This window comes from Candidatus Angelobacter sp., from assembly GCA_035607015.1.
Lineage (GTDB): Bacteria > Verrucomicrobiota > Verrucomicrobiia > Limisphaerales > AV2 > AV2.
Window position 1 is genome coordinate 1 of record DATNDF010000128.1, and the last position, 14,943, is coordinate 14,943.

Below are 14,943 nucleotides of genomic sequence, written 5' to 3' on the forward strand. Positions count from 1 at the left end.
TGATTCTCGGAAGGCGCGATGAGCCTATGTTCGCAACCGTTTAGCCTCTTGGAGAACACATCCCGCGCCTTGCGGTCATAGACGATATAAACGATGCCCATGCCGCCCTGCAAAATCCGACGGACTTCCCAGCGCTCTTGGATCACGTCGCCGATGTTCCAATTTGAAGCGCTCACGTTTGCAGTCGGGTTAAATCAATTCTTCGCCCCCGCAAGTTCCTCCTCGAAATCCACGATCTCTTTGATCTGCACCAGAAACCAACGGTCGATTTTCGTCAGGTTGAAAATCTCCTCGATGGTGAAGCCGGCGCGCAGGGCGTGGCGGATGAAGAAGATGCGTTCGGCGTTGGGCACGCTCAGTTTGCGGCTGATGACGTCGCGCGGGAGGATGTCGCGGTCGCCATAGACTTCTGTGCCGATGCGCCACGGCTTGCCGTCGCCGCCCAGGCCGCTGCGGCCAATCTCCAGCGAGCGCAGGCATTTTTGCAGGCTTTCCTTGAACGTGCGCCCGATGGCCATCGCTTCGCCGACGCTTTTCATCTGCGTGGTGAGCGTGGGGTCGGCCTGCGGGAATTTCTCGAAGGCAAAGCGCGGAATCTTGGTGACCACGTAATCAATGGTCGGCTCGAAGCTGGCCGGGGTTTCGCGCGTGATGTCGTTTTTGATTTCGTCGAGCAGGTAGCCAACGGCGAGCTTGGCAGCGATTTTCGCGATGGGAAATCCGGTGGCCTTGGACGCGAGCGCGGAGCTGCGGCTGACGCGCGGGTTCATCTCGATGATGACCATGCGGCCGTTCTCGGGGCTGACGCCGAACTGAATGTTCGAGCCGCCGGTCTCCACGCCCACGGCGCGGATGACGGCGAAGCTCTGGTCGCGCATGATCTGAAATTCCTTGTCGGTCAGCGTCTGGATGGGTGCGACGGTGATGCTGTCACCGGTATGGACGCCCATGGGGTCAAAGTTCTCGATGGAGCAGATGATGACGCAGTTGTCGGCCTTGTCGCGCATCACTTCCATCTCGTATTCCTTCCAGCCGAGGAGGGATTCTTCGATGAGGATTTCGTTCACGGGCGAAAGCTCGATGCCGCGTTTGGCGATCTCCTCGAATTCCTCGCGGTTGTAACCGATGCCACCGCCCGTGCCGCCGAGCGTGAACGCGGGCCGGATGATGAGCGGGAACTTGCCGATCTTGTCGGCCACGGCGCGGGCTTCGTCCATGTTGTGCGCCGTGCCGGAGATGGGAACGTCGAGGCCGATGCTCAACATGAGGTCTTTGAAAATCTGGCGGTCTTCGCCTTTCTGGATGGCCTCGGGTTTCGCGCCGATCATCTCGATGCCGTATTTGTCCAAAACGCCGGAGCGGTGCAGGGCCATTGCGGTATTCAAAGCGGTCTGACCGCCGAGCGTGGGGAGCAGGACGAGTTTGTGCGGTCGGGTGGCACGGCCAACCTGGCCGTGCTGGTCGGCAACCTGCCGACCAGAACCGGCGGGCAGGTTGCCCGCCGGAACGGGCTCATTGCCCGCTCCACCCATTTCTACAGGGACGCCCATCTTCCGCATTTCTTCCAACTCGCGGACGATGATTTTCTCCACGCACTCGGGCGTGATCGGTTCGATGTAGGTGCGGTCGGCGAACTCCGGATCAGTCATGATGGTGGCCGGATTGGAGTTGATGAGGACGACGCGGTAGCCTTCTTCGCGCAACGCTTTGCAGGCTTGCGTGCCGGAATAATCGAACTCACACGCCTGCCCAATGATGATGGGGCCGGCGCCGATGATTAACACGGAATGGATGTCAGTTCTTTTTGGCATCTGAAAAATCTTATCGCCGTCGCGCCACTGGTGCGGTGAACCGCCGCGGTTTACCGAGCCGCGGTCCGCGTTTGGGCTTCAGTTCAAACGGCTACGGATGAAACACGGAACGGCTGCAATTGGCGAATGTTTTTTGCCTGAAAGTGAGCGTGGCATCCGTCGCGCTTGACGGACGACGAAATTGGCTGTGCTGTAGCGCGCATGATTCCTTTGAAACCCGGCGGAGCCCGAACGATTTCCGGACCGCAACAGCGGGTTCTTGCGTCGTTGGAGCGATTCGTCCTGCCCGGTTTGGGTTGTTTTCTGGCGTTCCTCGCTTCCGCTGCCGACCCTGAAACCCCGCATCTCTGGCATCCGGTTCGGGATGACGTTTACCTCCAGGAGATCGGACGAAAGGTATTGTCCGATGAACCGCTCAATACAGTTGCCGTGTTTGCACAGAAGGTCTATGTCGGTTCCGGCAAAGGACTTTACCGGCTGAACGACGACAAACTGGAACCGGTCCGCGAAATGCGCGAACCCGTTCGCCGACTCGTGACCACGCGCGATGCGCTCTGGGCAATGACGGGTCGCGGACTGTACCGCCTTCAGGGCGGAACGTGGAAAAAGATTTCCGATGAGCCGGTGGCCGATGTGACCGGGCATCTGAGCGAGGTGATCGCCGCCAGCGGCGCCCGCTTGTGGCGAGTGCACGGCGACCAGATCGAGGCGTTGTCCACCAACGAAGCCCCCTTTGCGATCAATCGCGTGATCTCTCATTGCGAGACACTGTACGTGCAGGGCGGTGACCGTCTGACGTTCGTCAATGGCCAGGGGTTCGGCGGGCTCGACGTTTACAGCTTTGCCGCGGATCAAGGCTGGGATTGGGGTGATCTGCCGTCGCGAACAGTTCGTGACGCATTGAGCCTGGGGAAGGAACTTTATCTCGCCACCGATCGCGGGCTGGGCGTGTGGCGCGGAATGGTGCTGGCGTCGATTCGCGGTGAACAAGGTTTGTGCTATGAGGACACGACCTGTCTGGCGCGCGGGTTCACGAATGATTTGTGGATCGGCACAATCCGTGGCGCGATTCGGATGACGAATGGCCGGTTTCATTATTTTGCCGGACAACGCTGGCTTCCGGCTGATCGCGTCAATGCGATAGCCGCCGACGAACGCACCGTGTACATCGCCACGCCAGACGGGCTTGGGATCATCGAGTACGAACCTTACACGCTGTCGAAGAAAGCGGCCTATTACGAACGGCATCTTGAGGAATGGGGCCAGAAGCGGCTCGGCTTCACGCACAAACTCGAATGGGACGACGGCCTGAAACAATACGTCCGCGAAATCAGTGACAACGACGGCGGTTACAGCGGCGACTATCTCGCCGCGCAGTCGTATCGCTACGCCGTGACGAAAGATCCCGAAGCGCACAAGGAAGCGGTGAACACGTTCCAGGCGCTGCGCTGGCTCGAAGCGATGACTGGCATTCCCGGATTCCCCGCGCGCGCGGTCTGGGTGAAAGGATCGTCCGACCACAAATCCATGAGCGGCTCCGGCGGTCTTCCGGCGGAATGGCACGACACCGCCGACGGCCGGTTCGAGTGGAAGGGTGACACTTCGAGCGACGAGATCTGCTCCCACTTTTACGCGACGACTCTGTTTCTGGAACTTGCCGCCCAAGGCGAAGAAAAGGAGCAGGCCAGACAACACCTCGCGAAAATTGCCGCCCACCTGCTCGACCATCACTGGCAGTTGATCGACTTTGACGGCAAACCGACACGCTGGGGGCGTTGGGACCCGGAATACTTTGCAACGGACGAGGGACGCACTGACCGTGGCCTGCAAGCGCTGGAGATCCTTTCGTTCATGAAGACCGCCGCGACACTGACCGGCGACGCGAAATTCGCCGCGGCGTATCAAAAGCTCGTCGAGATGGGTTACCCCGAATACACGGTGCGCCAGCGCAACACGCCGCCGCCGCCCGAGAACATTTCTCATTTCGAGGACCAGCTCGCGTTGTGGTGTTATTGGAACCTGCTCCGGTTTGAGAAGGACCCGCAACTTCGCTCGATTTATCGACGCAGCCTGGAACGCAGCTACGAAGTCATCCGCGTCGAACAAAACCCGTGGTACAACTTCGTGTATGGCGCGCTCACCGGAAACGATTGCGAAGTTGGACCGGCGGCGAATCATCTGCGCGGGTGGCCGCTCGACCTGGTGGTCTGGTCGTACCAGAATTCGCATCGCGCGGATCTCCGCACGCCGGCGGGTTACGTCGCCCTGAACGGCGGTTCGCGAACCTTTCTGCCACGCGAGACCGAACCGCTGAGATGGGACCACTGGTTGATGCAAGCCGACGGGGGCACGGGCGGCCGCGATGTCGCCGAGCCTTCGGGCTGGTTGCTGGCCTACTGGATGGGGAGATACCACGGCTTCATCGAAGCGCCGACCGTCACGGACCCGAAGCTGCTGGTTGTCGAACGCGGACGCACTCGCGCGTTGGCAGTGACACCGTATTCCGGCCCGCCGCGGCCGGTGGGTTTTTGAGCCGTCTTGGCCGCGCCACAATTTCCCCGCGCTCAAAAAAGTTTTTGCTGGTTCCCGGCGGCCGCCTTCAGGCCGAGTTTCTTGTAACTCGATTCCGTTGCCACCCTGCCCTGCGACGTGCGGTTCAAATAACCCTCCATGATGAGGTACGGTTCATAGACTTCCTCGATGGTGTCCGGCTCTTCGCCCACCGCCACGGCCAGCGAGTTGATGCCAACCGGTCCGCCGCCGAACTTCGTGATGACCGCTTCGAGAATGCGCTTGTCCATTTCGTCGAGGCCGTTCTGGTCAATCTCCAGCATTGCCAGCGCCTTGTCCGCCACGGCGGAAGTGATGCGGCCGTCGTGTTTGACCTGGGCGTAATCGCGAACGCGGCGCAGCAGATTGTTCGCGATGCGCGGTGTGCCGCGACTGCGCCGGGCGATTTCGTGCGCGCCTTTGTCGTCCACCTCCACGTTTAACAACCGCGCGGAGCGGACGATGATACTCTGCAATTGATCTGCGTGATAATAATCCAACCGTTCACGCATCCCAAAACGCGTGAGCAAGGGCGCGCTCAAAAGTCCGCTGCGCGTCGTAGCGCCGATGAGCGTGAAGCGCGGAAGATTCAGGCGAACGCTGCGGGCGTTCGGGCCTTGATCGATGATGATATCGAGTTTGAAATCTTCCATCGCCGGATAGAGGTATTCCTCGATGGTTTTTTGCAGGCGATGGATTTCGTCAATGAACAGCACGTCGCCCTCTTCGAGATTTGTGAGCAGGCCGGCAAGGTCGGCGGCCTTCTCGATGGTCGGACCGCTGGTGCTCTTGAGATTGGCGCCCATCGCCTTTGCGAGGATGTTTGCGAGTGTGGTCTTGCCGAGACCGGGGGGGCCGTTGAGCAGGATGTGGTCGAGCGCCTCACCGCGTTGCTTCGCGGCCTGAACGGCGATTTCGAGCCTCTCCTTGACCCTGGCCTGGCCGGTAAATTCAGAAAAGAGCGACGGACGAAGCGTCAACTCGAGCGCCGCGTCGGGCTTTGCCAGGACATCCGAAATCATCCGTTCCGCCATCGCGCGACAGGATGCGAGAAGGTGAAACCAGCGGCAAGGGGAAAGACGGACGAACCGTTCCGAAAATGTTGAAAACAGATTTTATTCGTTTACCCTCGGGTCATGTCCCCAAACCGGCCGGCCAAACCGCCTCTCGACATGAAAGAGTCCACGCCTAAATCACCGGAGAAATCGCAACCCGGTCTTACCCGCCGCCACTTCATCAAGACGGGCGCCGCTGCGGCGCTCACCGCGGCTTCGTGGAACCGTGTCCTCGGCGCGAACGAAAGGGTGAACGTCGGCGTCATCGGGTTCGGGCTGATCGGCCGCATTCACACGCGCAATTTCAAGGCGCAACCGGACGCGCAGGTCGTGGCAGTCGCGGAGGCGTATGGGCCACGGATGGAAGCGGCGGCCGGACTGGTCGGCGGCGGCCTTGCGAAATATCGCGATTTCCGAAAATTGCTGGACGATAAAAACATCGATGCCGTCGTCGTCGCCACGCCGGATCATTGGCACGCGTTGATGACCATGCTGGCCTGCGCCGCGGGCAAGGATGTTTACGTCGAGAAACCCTCGTCTTTGTTCGTGCGCGAAGGACGATGGATGATCGACGTGGCCCGCCGCTACAAACGGGTGGTGCAGGTGGGCACGCAGCAGCGATCCGGCGCGCATTACCAGCGGGCGCGCGAATTGGTTCGGGGAGGACGGATCGGCAAACTCGTCTCGGTACAGGTCAGCTACTTCCGCAACGTATCCCCCGGCTTCGGCCATCCGCCTGACGGAGCCCCGCCGCCAGAGCTGGATTACGACGCATGGCTCGGCCCGGCACCGCAACGGCCTTACAATCCGAATCGCGCCATTTATCACTTCCGCTGGTTCTGGGATTATTCGGGTGGCCAGATGACGAACCTGGGCCAGCACTCGCTCGATGTTGTGCATTGGTTCACCGGGGTCAAAGGGGCGAAAGCCGTGACGAGCGCCGGAGGACGACACTTCCTTGAAGACAACTGCGAGGTCCCGGATACACAGGACGCAATCATCGAGTATCCCGGCTTTCAAGCCGTCTGCCAGTGGCGCGAATGCGCGGCGGGAGTGGCGGCGACCGGCATGGGCGGACTGGTATTTCATGGCACAAAAGGCACCCTGCTGCTCGGTCGCGACGGCTTTGAGGTCATTCCGGACAAAAAGGAAAACCCCATCAACATCGTCGCACGCATCATCGGCGGCCATCCGGTCGGCGGCCCGCAACCAGTGCCCGAGCCGCCAAACCAGTTCTGGACCGAACCCGCAAAGGAAACGTCGGGCGATTGGAAGGACCAATACGTCCAGCACGTCCGGAATTTCCTCGATTGCGTGAAGTCGCGGAAGCAACCGAACTCGGATTTGGAAAGCGGCCATCAGGTGGCAACCGTGTGTCACCTGGCGAACATTTCGTTAAGGACCGGTCGAAAAATTCACTGGGACGCGGAAAAGGAAGAAATCATTGGCGACCTGGAATCGGCAAAGATGCTTGCGCGTCCGTATCGAAAGCCCTGGGATGCGGACCTGCGCGCGCTGGGCGTGGTTTAGCGCAACGGTCTGCGGCGGGGGATTTACGCTAGAATTCCAACCGATCTATGAAACGACGACAGTTCATCAAACGAATGGCTCAGACTGCGGCCGTGGTTTCAACCAGCGCCCTGTCCGCCCGACGGGTCCTCGGCGCGAACGAACATGTTCGCATGGGCCTGATCGGCTGCGGAGGGCGCGGAATGTTCGACGCGAAGCTGATGCGCGACGCGTCCAACGTCGAATTCGTCGCCGTGTGTGATTTGTACCCACCGCGGCTGGCCGAGGCCAGGGAATGGGCCGGACCTTCGGCGAAGGCGTACAAGGACTTTCGCCGTCTGCTCGAACAAAAGGACGTGGACGCCGTCCTCATCGCCACGCCCGACCATTGGCACGCGATACCCACCATGCTCGCCTGTCAGGCCGGCAAGGACGTGTACGTGGAGAAACCGCTGAGCCACAATGTTCGGGAAGGCCGCGCCATGATCGAGGCGGCACGGCGGCACAACCGCATCGTTCAGGTGGGAACCCAGCAACGCTCCGCGCCGCATTATGCGGAAGTGGCGCGCATCATTCAAAGCGGTGAACTGGGGCGCGTCCACTTCGTGCGCATCTGGAATTACGTGAACATGTACCCGGACGGGATCGGACGCGCGCCTGATTCCGCTCCGCCCGAAGGTGTGGATTGGGACATGTATCTCGGCCCCGCACCGTATGTTCCGTTCAACAAGAATCGCTTCGTTGGCACGTTTCGGTGGTTCTGGGATTACGGGGGTGGGCTGGTCACGGACTTCGGCATTCATCGTTTCGACAGCATGCACCAGATCATGAACGCGGTCGAACCGATGAGCATAAGCGCGTCGGGCGGGCGCTACGGGCTGACCGATGGCGCGGAAACACCCGACATCGTGCAGGTCACTTACGAGTACCCCGGCTTCGTGCTGAGCTACGAGGCCTCCATGTTGAACGCACACGGCGCGGGCGGGCGGACGCCCGGCAAGAAATATTACCAGGCTCGCGGCGCGGATGACCGGCCGCACGGCGAAGCCTATCACGGCACGAATGGAACGCTCATCGTGGATCGCCTGGGTTTTGAAATCTACCCGGAATCAGGCAACCCGTCAGGACCGGGTGCGGCCGGACGTGAGCGGGCCACTGAGGGCTTCCGAATGGCGCGAAAGGAAGTGTCCGCCGACGACGCCACGGCGCTGCACACGCAGCATTTCATCGAGTGTGTGCGGTCGCGAAAGAAGCCCGCGGCCGACGTGGAGGTTGGCCATCGTTCCACGATCGTGTCGCACCTTGGGAATATTGCTTTTCGCACCGGTCACAAAATCCGTTGGGATGCGGCGAAGGAGCAGATCCTGGACGATGTGGTAGCTTCCAGGCTGCTCGGGCGACAGGCTCGGAAGCCCTGGGATATGATTTAATGCAATGAACGGACGCGAACCCACACGCCTGACTTCGTCTGCGATAACGCGACGGGAGATGTTTGGCTTGATGGCTGCCGCCGCGCCGCTTTGGTACGCTGCGCCATCACTATTCAGCGCGGAAGTCGTGACGCACAAGCGTCTCGGCGTTGGAACTTACTCTTACGGCCTTCACTGGCGGGCGGCTCGCGAAGAGAATCCGAAAGCCACGTTCAAGGATCCGCTCGGGTTTCTGGAGTACTGCCACAAACTCGGCGCGGGCGGCGTGCAGATGGTGATCGGTCCGCGCGATGCGAGTTACACGGCGCAGCTGCGCGCGCGAGCCGAAGGTTGGGAGATGTACCTCGAAGGCGACGCGAGACTGCCCAAGGACAGGTCGGATGTCCACCGGTTCGATGCCGAGGTACGAACCGCCCGGGAAGCCGGTGCGGAAGTTGTGCGCACGGCGATGTTGGGCGGGCGTCGCTATGAGACGTTCGATTCGCCGGAAGCATTCCGCCAATTCACCGAAACGTCATGGAAGTCACTCACGCTGGCCGAGCCGGTTCTCCGAAGGCATCGCGTCAAACTCGCCATCGAGAATCATAAGGACCGGCGGACGGCGGAGTTGGTCGATCTGCTCAAACGAATCAGCAGTGAATGGGTGGGGGTCTGCCTGGATACCGGCAACAATATCGCGTTGCTGGAGGACCCGATAGAGACCGTGGAAGCCCTGGCGACATACGCATTCTCCACACACCTGAAGGACATGGCCGTACAGGAATGCGAGGATGGCTTCCTCCTGTCGGAGGTTCCACTTGGCGAAGGCTTCCTCGATTTAAAGGGGATCGTTGAGCGTTTGCATAAGGCGAATCCGAAGATTCAGTTCAACCTTGAGATGATCACGCGCGATCCGCTCAGGATTCCGTGCCTGACAGTAGAATATTGGGCGACGATGCCGAACGTCCCGGCACGTGAACTGGCCGCGGCGCTGGCGATGGTCCGCCGGAATATTGCGAAAACGGCACTGCCCCGCACGACGGGGCTCGATCCGGACAGCCAATTGGCGCTGGAGGACAAGCACGTCAAAGCATCTTTTGCCTTTGCGCACGCGCGACTCGGATTGTGATCCGACGAGCGGCTTGCGAAGAAACTCCGATCGGAAAAGTCCGTTGGGACTTGAACCGGCCGACGAAAAAGTGTATTCGTTTCCCGCAACTCGGGAAGAAGTCGAAAACAAGCGACACCATATTGTAGTTTGCCGCATTGCAAATGCATCATTCTTGCATCGAAGCAGTAATTACCTTTTGCAAAGACCATGGGAAAACAGGCGCTATCTGCTGCAGTCGTGCGTGGCACCGCCAGTGCTAACCTATTCGTCACGTGCGACCGGAAAGATGACCAATATTTCAATCAAGAACCACACGCTCCGAGGATTCAGTCTAATTGAGCTGTTGGTCGTAGTGGCGGTCGTCGCGATCCTTTGCGGCATGCTGTTGCCGGTTCTTGCCAAAGCCAGGGGGCAGGCCCGACTCGCTCGTTGCATCAACAATCAACGACAGCTTCTTCTAACGTGGCATTTGTACAACGGCGACAATCGCGAGATGGCGGCCGCCAACGGTCATGGCATGGTGAGCCCGGGGATCAGTTTGAGTTCGAGCGCTTCGGGGAGCGGTTTCAAAAAATTCTGGGTGCCGGGCGACGACCATTTCTATTATCCGGCATTCACCAACGCCCAGTGGCTGACCGACCCGCAGTATGCCCTCTTTGGATCCTACGTCGGTTCCGCCTCCACATACAAATGCCCGGAAGACAGGGGAACCGTCACAATCCCCAACGTGGGTAAATTCCCGCATGTGCGCAGTTACTCGATGAATGAGTACGTGGGCTGGTCTCTCGATCCGGGCGAGTTGAATCCCGCGTACCGGACATTCACCAAATCGTCGGACATGCGAGCACCGGCGGACCTCCTTGTCTTTCAGGATGTTCATCCGGACAGCATCTGTTTTCCCGCATTTGTCGTGCGCATGCCGGGCGAACCGGACCAGTTCTACCATTATCCTTCCAGCCTGCACAACGAACGGGGTGTTGTGACGTTCGCCGACGGTCACGCCGAAGCGCATCGCTGGGCGGACCCGCGCACAAGACCGCCGGCAACCGGCGGATTGCTGGCGCATTGGAATGACTCACCGAACAATCCCGACCTCGCCTGGTTGCGGACGCACTCCAGCTACCGAGTTGACGTGCAGAATTAAGGACCGCCTCTTCGCTTGAATTTCGCCACGAGGCCGATCAACAACAGGGCCGCGCCCAGCGCGCAAATGATGGCTGCGCCGGTGGGCCAGTTGAATTTGAAAGACGCGTAGAGTCCAATAACGCTTGCCAGGACAGCGACCGCTTGTCCGAGGATGAGCCGCGCTCCCAGGGATTCCGCGAGAAAATTGGCGCAAACCGCGGGCACAATGAGGTATGAGAAAATCATCAACACCCCGCCGATCTGCACGAAGCTCGTCACCACCAGTCCGAACAACGCGTAGAACAGGAAATCCCACCCCCGGATCGAGATTTTTTCTGCGACGGCGCGCTCCGGTTCGAATGTGATCGTAAGAAACTTTTTTCGAAACACAAAATGCGCCACGGCGATCGCAAGATATAGCGCGAACGGTTTGAACACCTGCTCGGGCCTTTGCACCAGCAGCAAATCACCCACCAGCGTTTCCTTGAGTTCCTCGCTGCCGTTCGGGCTTTGATTCAGCAGCAGTATTCCAATCGCCGCCGCAACCACGTAAACAATTCCGATCAATGCTTCCTGAGGAACGTGCCGGTCGAGCCGGCGGGTCAGCGTGAAAATCGCTGCACCAATCAAGGTGAATGCAAACGACCAGGCGTACGTCTGCCAGTCGTGAGCGTCGTTCTTGAACAGGATTGAGACGCAAATGCCCAATGCGGCCACCTGCGCCAATGCCAGGTCCACAAAAATGATTTCCCGCCGAACGATGTGCAGGCCGTAGTACACCAGGATCCCGGGCAACAAAAGCGACGCGACCAGGGGCCAGAGCATTATTTCAAACATAATTTCTTTCCTTTTGGCAGGCTCCGACGACGCGATTTCCGTTTTTCATGCGAGTTACTTGGTGGTCGCTCCCGAGAACGATCTACCTGGCATTCTCGGCAAGTGCCTTTGCCAACGAATGCACCAGCACGTCCATCCACTGGACCATGCTGCCTTCGGTTCCTTTTGCCCCACCGGGATACGGGGCGAAATCAAGCACGGAAGCGCCCGTATGGGCGGCGACCGCTTCCGCGGTTTTATGGTTCAAATGGGGCTCCACGATGATGACGTGAATGTTGTCGGTTTTCATCTGCTGGATGACTTCTTCCAGATGCGACGGCGTGGGCGGGATGCCAGGTTTTGGTTCCAGATACAGGTCCATGCGCAGGCCGAATCGTTTCGCGAAATAAATCCACGAATTGTGGTAGGTCACGATGCGGTTTCCCTTGAAGGGTTGCAGCAGCTTCTCCCATTCCGCTGTCTTCGCCTCGAGTTGTTCGTCAAACTTTTTCAGGTTGGCCTTGAAGTATTCGCACGATTTTTCGTCGAGCACGCAAAACGAGTCACAAATGTGCCGGGCGACGATTTTAATGTTCGTGGGGTCGGTCGTGTAATGGGGATTACCCGCCGCGTGAAGGTCACCTTTGGAACGATCGAGCGAGCTTGGGACCTCCAGCAGCGCGATGCCTTCAACGCACGAAATGCGACCCGGCTTGCCGGATTCGAGCCTTGGGTTGCGCGCGCCTTCGAGCAACGGCGGGAGCCAGCCTATCTCCAGTTCGGCGCCACCTTCGATCAACGCGTCGGCCCGGTTGAGTTTCACGATGAAACTCGGTTTCGCATCCACGAAATGCGGATCCTCGGTTGGCTTCGCAAGCGTGGTGACTTCCACCCGATCGCCGCCGATTTCTTTCGCGATGGTTCCAAAGTCGGGCGTCGTGGCGACGACGTTCAGCCTTGCCTGTGCGGTCGGAACCAGCCACGTCCAGGTCATCAAGCCGGCCAGGAGGGAAAGTTTTTTCATTATCGGGTAATTCATTCAGGTGGGTGTTTCATCGGAAATGTGCAGGAGATCGCAGGTTAAAACTTGTGGGCCCCGTGAGCGCCCAGCAAAAACTCGAACTGCAACCAGACGGAATGCTCGTCACCGAACAACTGGCCGTGGTCGTAGTTATATTGCAGGCGGACTTTTGAAAACTCGCTGGGATAGAACGTCAGATTCGGTGAAATGCGAGTGCGGTCGTTGCGGAAGATGTCCAGTGCATCGTAGGCGCCGTCGTTACCCGACACGAACTCGCCGCGCAACCCCGCAGTCCACCGTTCCTTGAAACCCCATGTCGCCTGCGTGTAGAATCCCCAGTCGCGGAGCGTTTCCGCCGGCAACGCCGCGGGTGCATCCGCCCCTGCTTCAAAGACCTGATAGAGGGCCTCGGTCTGCCAGGAGACAAACGGGAAGCCCTTTTGCGCGGTCGCCGGCTTCCACTTCCAGTAGGTGTCCAGACCGTAGATTTGTGTTCGCGCATGAGGGCCGGTGTCGTTCGGGCCGAACGCCCCGGACGCGCCGACCACGAGCGTCTGCGAGTCGGTCAGATCAAAGGACGACGCGACACGCGGCACGTACAGCAAATCGCCCAAACCGCGAAGAGTGCGATCAGACGTCGCGCGTCCGTGAAACCTGTTGATACCCGCCGCGTCAGGCTCGCCCGGATTGCGAAAACTGAACGCCTGATCGCTCTGCCCGTTAAATACGCCGAGAAACGCCTCGGTGTAGAATGGCACCGGCACCAGCCATGAGGCCTGCACCCCGAGGTTGCGCAATCCTTCAGGGCCGAACGCCCGGTTCAGAATCAGCGGTTCGTCCACGAACGCCCACTGATGCGGATGTTGTGAATTCTGGCGGCCGAAGTTCGCAAAAAACTGTCCTGCTTTCAGCTGCAGGTTTGCCGGTAGTGAAGTGGACTGCACGTAGGTCTCCTCCAACTCAATGTCCGTGCCCTGATCCTTGTCCAGCTTAAGCACGATGTTGGCGAACCCCTTGAAGTACGGGTCCACCGCGCCGTCGAGCGCGATCTCCGCGTTGCGCATCGAAAAGCCGCGCTGGATCGGGTCATGGTCGCCGAGTTGAAGCTGGGCCGAGGGATCACGCGCAGTGGAGCCGCCGAGGTCCATCAACGCGTCAAAGCTGATGTTCATGTAGGCGGAGCCGGCGCGCATCACGGTCAACGGCTGGGCGGGCGACCAGGGCGTGGCGGCCTGAGCGGAAGAAGCGGATGGAACAGGCGCCGCGCCCGGCCGGTTGGTCGCCGCAGCCTGCTGTTGTCGCTGCATGGCTTCGATCCGTCTCTGCAACGATTCGATCTGCTGGCGTTGCTGTTCCTGGACTGTCTGAAAATTGCTCTGCAGTTGCTGCAGCTGCTTCTTGAGCTGCTCGATCTGGTCCGTGTCCTGGGCCGCCACCGACAGCAGGCCGAGATAAAATAAAAAACACAGCTCTAAAACGCTTTTCAACTTCATCGCTTCTCCGGGTCTGGCGCGGACACCGGGTGCCCGCGCGAAGGTTTACTGAAAGACAAACGACTAACCGACGGCGATCGCGGAGAAGGAGGCAGGAGGGGCCCGACTGGGTGACAAACGGAAATCGGCGGCTGAAACCGGCGCGGGCACGGGCGAACAATCGAGAATCGCGCAAAGGTCAATCCTCGGGGCCGCGGGAGAATGAGTGTCCGCGGCGACAATCTGTCCGTGCGCAAAGAGGCAGTAAACGCATTGATGACCGCTGGCATTACGGTCCGAATTGTGGGACTGACGGTGGGCCGGGCTTACGGCAATGGTGGCCGAAATCAAAAACACCAAGGCGAACAAACCAGCCAAGGCTGATTTTGCAATGAAGACGACGGATTTACGTTCCAGTTGCAAGCTGTTTGCAAAAAGAAACAGACCAACTCCGCTGGCGCAAGCCTTATTTTCCACCACGCCCACCGATTCAAAAAATGCCTCTCCGAAGATGCCCGTTGCTGTTTCGAGTTTTCCGTTGACGCACGCGCCCCGGGCGATAGCCTGCCGATGTGTCATCAAGACTGCTGCGAGGATTGGCGGTCGTTGCGCTCACGTTTGCGCTCGGCGGCCACTGGGCTCTTCTGCAGTCCGTTGCGTGGGTGACCATGGTCGCCGGCTATTCGCAAGCGGGACCATTCAAAGAGGCGCTCGTCAACACGTTTGACGGCAAACATCCCTGCCCGATTTGCAGGTTCGTCGCCCGGGAAAAGAAGTCCGAACAAAAACAGGAGACACAAAAGCTTCTGACCAAGCTTGATTTCTTTTTGCAGCCCTCGGGCCTGACTCTTTACGCTCCCCGCCGGATTCCGTCGCACTTCAGTGCGGTTTGCTTCTCTGATATGCCTGCTGAAGCTCCCCCCACGCCTCCCCCTCGCCGTCTCCCCGGTTAGCACCTTCCGATTCGTCCCGGCTTCGCCGCGTGGCGCAGCCACAATTTATTCCGTTATTTTGAGCGGAGCCTCCGGCTTCCTCGCAACCGTGGAGCATCTGAATGAAGATTT

The 14,943-nt window shown here is 59.5% G+C and carries 11 protein-coding genes; 6 read left to right on the plus strand and 5 right to left on the minus strand.

Features of this window, described 5'->3' with window-relative positions; genetic code table 11:
- Nucleotides 1-194: 194 nt before the first annotated feature.
- The gene (carB, locus tag VN887_05285) at nucleotides 195-1,811 is read right to left on the minus strand and encodes a carbamoyl-phosphate synthase large subunit (GenBank protein ID HXT39416.1); all 1,617 of its coding nucleotides are present in this window, start codon (nucleotides 1,809-1,811) and stop codon (nucleotides 195-197) included.
- Between the two features lie 201 nt (nucleotides 1,812-2,012).
- On the opposite strand from carB, the gene VN887_05290 reads away from it, so the two are divergent.
- Nucleotides 2,013-4,343: a hypothetical protein gene (locus tag VN887_05290; protein HXT39417.1), complete on the plus strand. Its 2,331-nt coding sequence runs from the start codon at nucleotides 2,013-2,015 to the stop codon at nucleotides 4,341-4,343.
- Between the two features lie 32 nt (nucleotides 4,344-4,375).
- On the opposite strand, the gene ruvB is transcribed toward VN887_05290, so the two are convergent.
- Nucleotides 4,376-5,395 carry a Holliday junction branch migration DNA helicase RuvB gene (gene ruvB / locus VN887_05295; protein HXT39418.1) on the minus strand — a complete coding sequence of 340 codons (1,020 nt, stop codon included), beginning with the start codon at nucleotides 5,393-5,395 and terminating at the stop codon, nucleotides 4,376-4,378.
- A gap of 102 nt (nucleotides 5,396-5,497) precedes the next feature.
- Here ruvB and VN887_05300 point away from each other — a divergent pair, with 102 nt between their 5' ends.
- The 4 genes from VN887_05300 to VN887_05315 all read left to right on the plus strand — a co-directional run bounded on the left by VN887_05300 (nucleotide 5,498) and on the right by VN887_05315 (nucleotide 10,589).
- Entirely contained in the window at nucleotides 5,498-6,946 is a 1,449-nt protein-coding gene (locus VN887_05300; GenBank protein HXT39419.1) for a Gfo/Idh/MocA family oxidoreductase, read from the plus strand.
- Nucleotides 6,947-6,993: 47 nt separating this feature from the next.
- The gene (locus tag VN887_05305) at nucleotides 6,994-8,355 is read left to right on the plus strand and encodes a Gfo/Idh/MocA family oxidoreductase (GenBank protein ID HXT39420.1); all 1,362 of its coding nucleotides are present in this window, start codon (nucleotides 6,994-6,996) and stop codon (nucleotides 8,353-8,355) included.
- A gap of 4 nt (nucleotides 8,356-8,359) precedes the next feature.
- On the plus strand, nucleotides 8,360-9,463 hold the full coding sequence (locus VN887_05310) for a sugar phosphate isomerase/epimerase family protein (GenBank protein ID HXT39421.1): 1,104 nt from the start codon (nucleotides 8,360-8,362) through the stop codon (nucleotides 9,461-9,463).
- Between the two features lie 268 nt (nucleotides 9,464-9,731).
- On the plus strand, nucleotides 9,732-10,589 hold the full coding sequence (locus tag VN887_05315) for a prepilin-type N-terminal cleavage/methylation domain-containing protein (protein ID HXT39422.1): 858 nt from the start codon (nucleotides 9,732-9,734) through the stop codon (nucleotides 10,587-10,589).
- Here the strand turns inward: VN887_05315 and VN887_05320 are convergent.
- The 3 genes from VN887_05320 to VN887_05330 all read right to left on the minus strand — a co-directional run bounded on the left by VN887_05320 (nucleotide 10,586) and on the right by VN887_05330 (nucleotide 13,900).
- Nucleotides 10,586-11,407, minus strand: coding sequence for an iron chelate uptake ABC transporter family permease subunit (locus VN887_05320; protein HXT39423.1), 822 nt, complete (start codon nucleotides 11,405-11,407; stop codon nucleotides 10,586-10,588). The genes VN887_05315 and VN887_05320 overlap by 4 nt on opposite strands.
- A gap of 82 nt (nucleotides 11,408-11,489) precedes the next feature.
- A complete protein-coding gene (locus VN887_05325; protein HXT39424.1) occupies nucleotides 11,490-12,425 on the minus strand; it encodes a metal ABC transporter substrate-binding protein in 936 nt (311 codons plus the stop codon).
- A 41-nt stretch (nucleotides 12,426-12,466) separates the two neighbouring features.
- On the minus strand, nucleotides 12,467-13,900 hold the full coding sequence (locus VN887_05330) for a hypothetical protein (protein ID HXT39425.1): 1,434 nt from the start codon (nucleotides 13,898-13,900) through the stop codon (nucleotides 12,467-12,469).
- Nucleotides 13,901-14,451: 551 nt separating this feature from the next.
- Between VN887_05330 and VN887_05335 the strand changes: the two genes are divergently transcribed.
- The gene (locus VN887_05335; GenBank protein HXT39426.1) at nucleotides 14,452-14,832 is read left to right on the plus strand and encodes a hypothetical protein; all 381 of its coding nucleotides are present in this window, start codon (nucleotides 14,452-14,454) and stop codon (nucleotides 14,830-14,832) included.
- Nucleotides 14,833-14,943: the final 111 nt, after the last annotated feature.

Excerpts from the sequence above, each read along its gene's own strand:
- VN887_05310 (HXT39421.1), top strand. The coding sequence starts at position 8,360 with ATGAACGGACGCGAACCCACACGCCTGACTTCGTCTGCGATAACGCGA.
- VN887_05305 (HXT39420.1), top strand. The coding sequence starts at position 6,994 with ATGAAACGACGACAGTTCATCAAACGAATGGCTCAGACTGCGGCCGTG.
- VN887_05290 (HXT39417.1), top strand. The coding sequence starts at position 2,013 with ATGATTCCTTTGAAACCCGGCGGAGCCCGAACGATTTCCGGACCGCAA.
- carB (HXT39416.1), bottom strand. The coding sequence starts at position 1,811 with ATGCCAAAAAGAACTGACATCCATTCCGTGTTAATCATCGGCGCCGGC.
- ruvB (HXT39418.1), bottom strand. The coding sequence starts at position 5,395 with ATGGCGGAACGGATGATTTCGGATGTCCTGGCAAAGCCCGACGCGGCG.
- VN887_05315 (HXT39422.1), top strand. The coding sequence starts at position 9,732 with ATGACCAATATTTCAATCAAGAACCACACGCTCCGAGGATTCAGTCTA.
- VN887_05330 (HXT39425.1), bottom strand. The coding sequence starts at position 13,900 with ATGAAGTTGAAAAGCGTTTTAGAGCTGTGTTTTTTATTTTATCTCGGC.
- VN887_05325 (HXT39424.1), bottom strand. The coding sequence starts at position 12,425 with ATGAATTACCCGATAATGAAAAAACTTTCCCTCCTGGCCGGCTTGATG.
- VN887_05320 (HXT39423.1), bottom strand. The coding sequence starts at position 11,407 with ATGTTTGAAATAATGCTCTGGCCCCTGGTCGCGTCGCTTTTGTTGCCC.
- VN887_05300 (HXT39419.1), top strand. The coding sequence starts at position 5,498 with ATGTCCCCAAACCGGCCGGCCAAACCGCCTCTCGACATGAAAGAGTCC.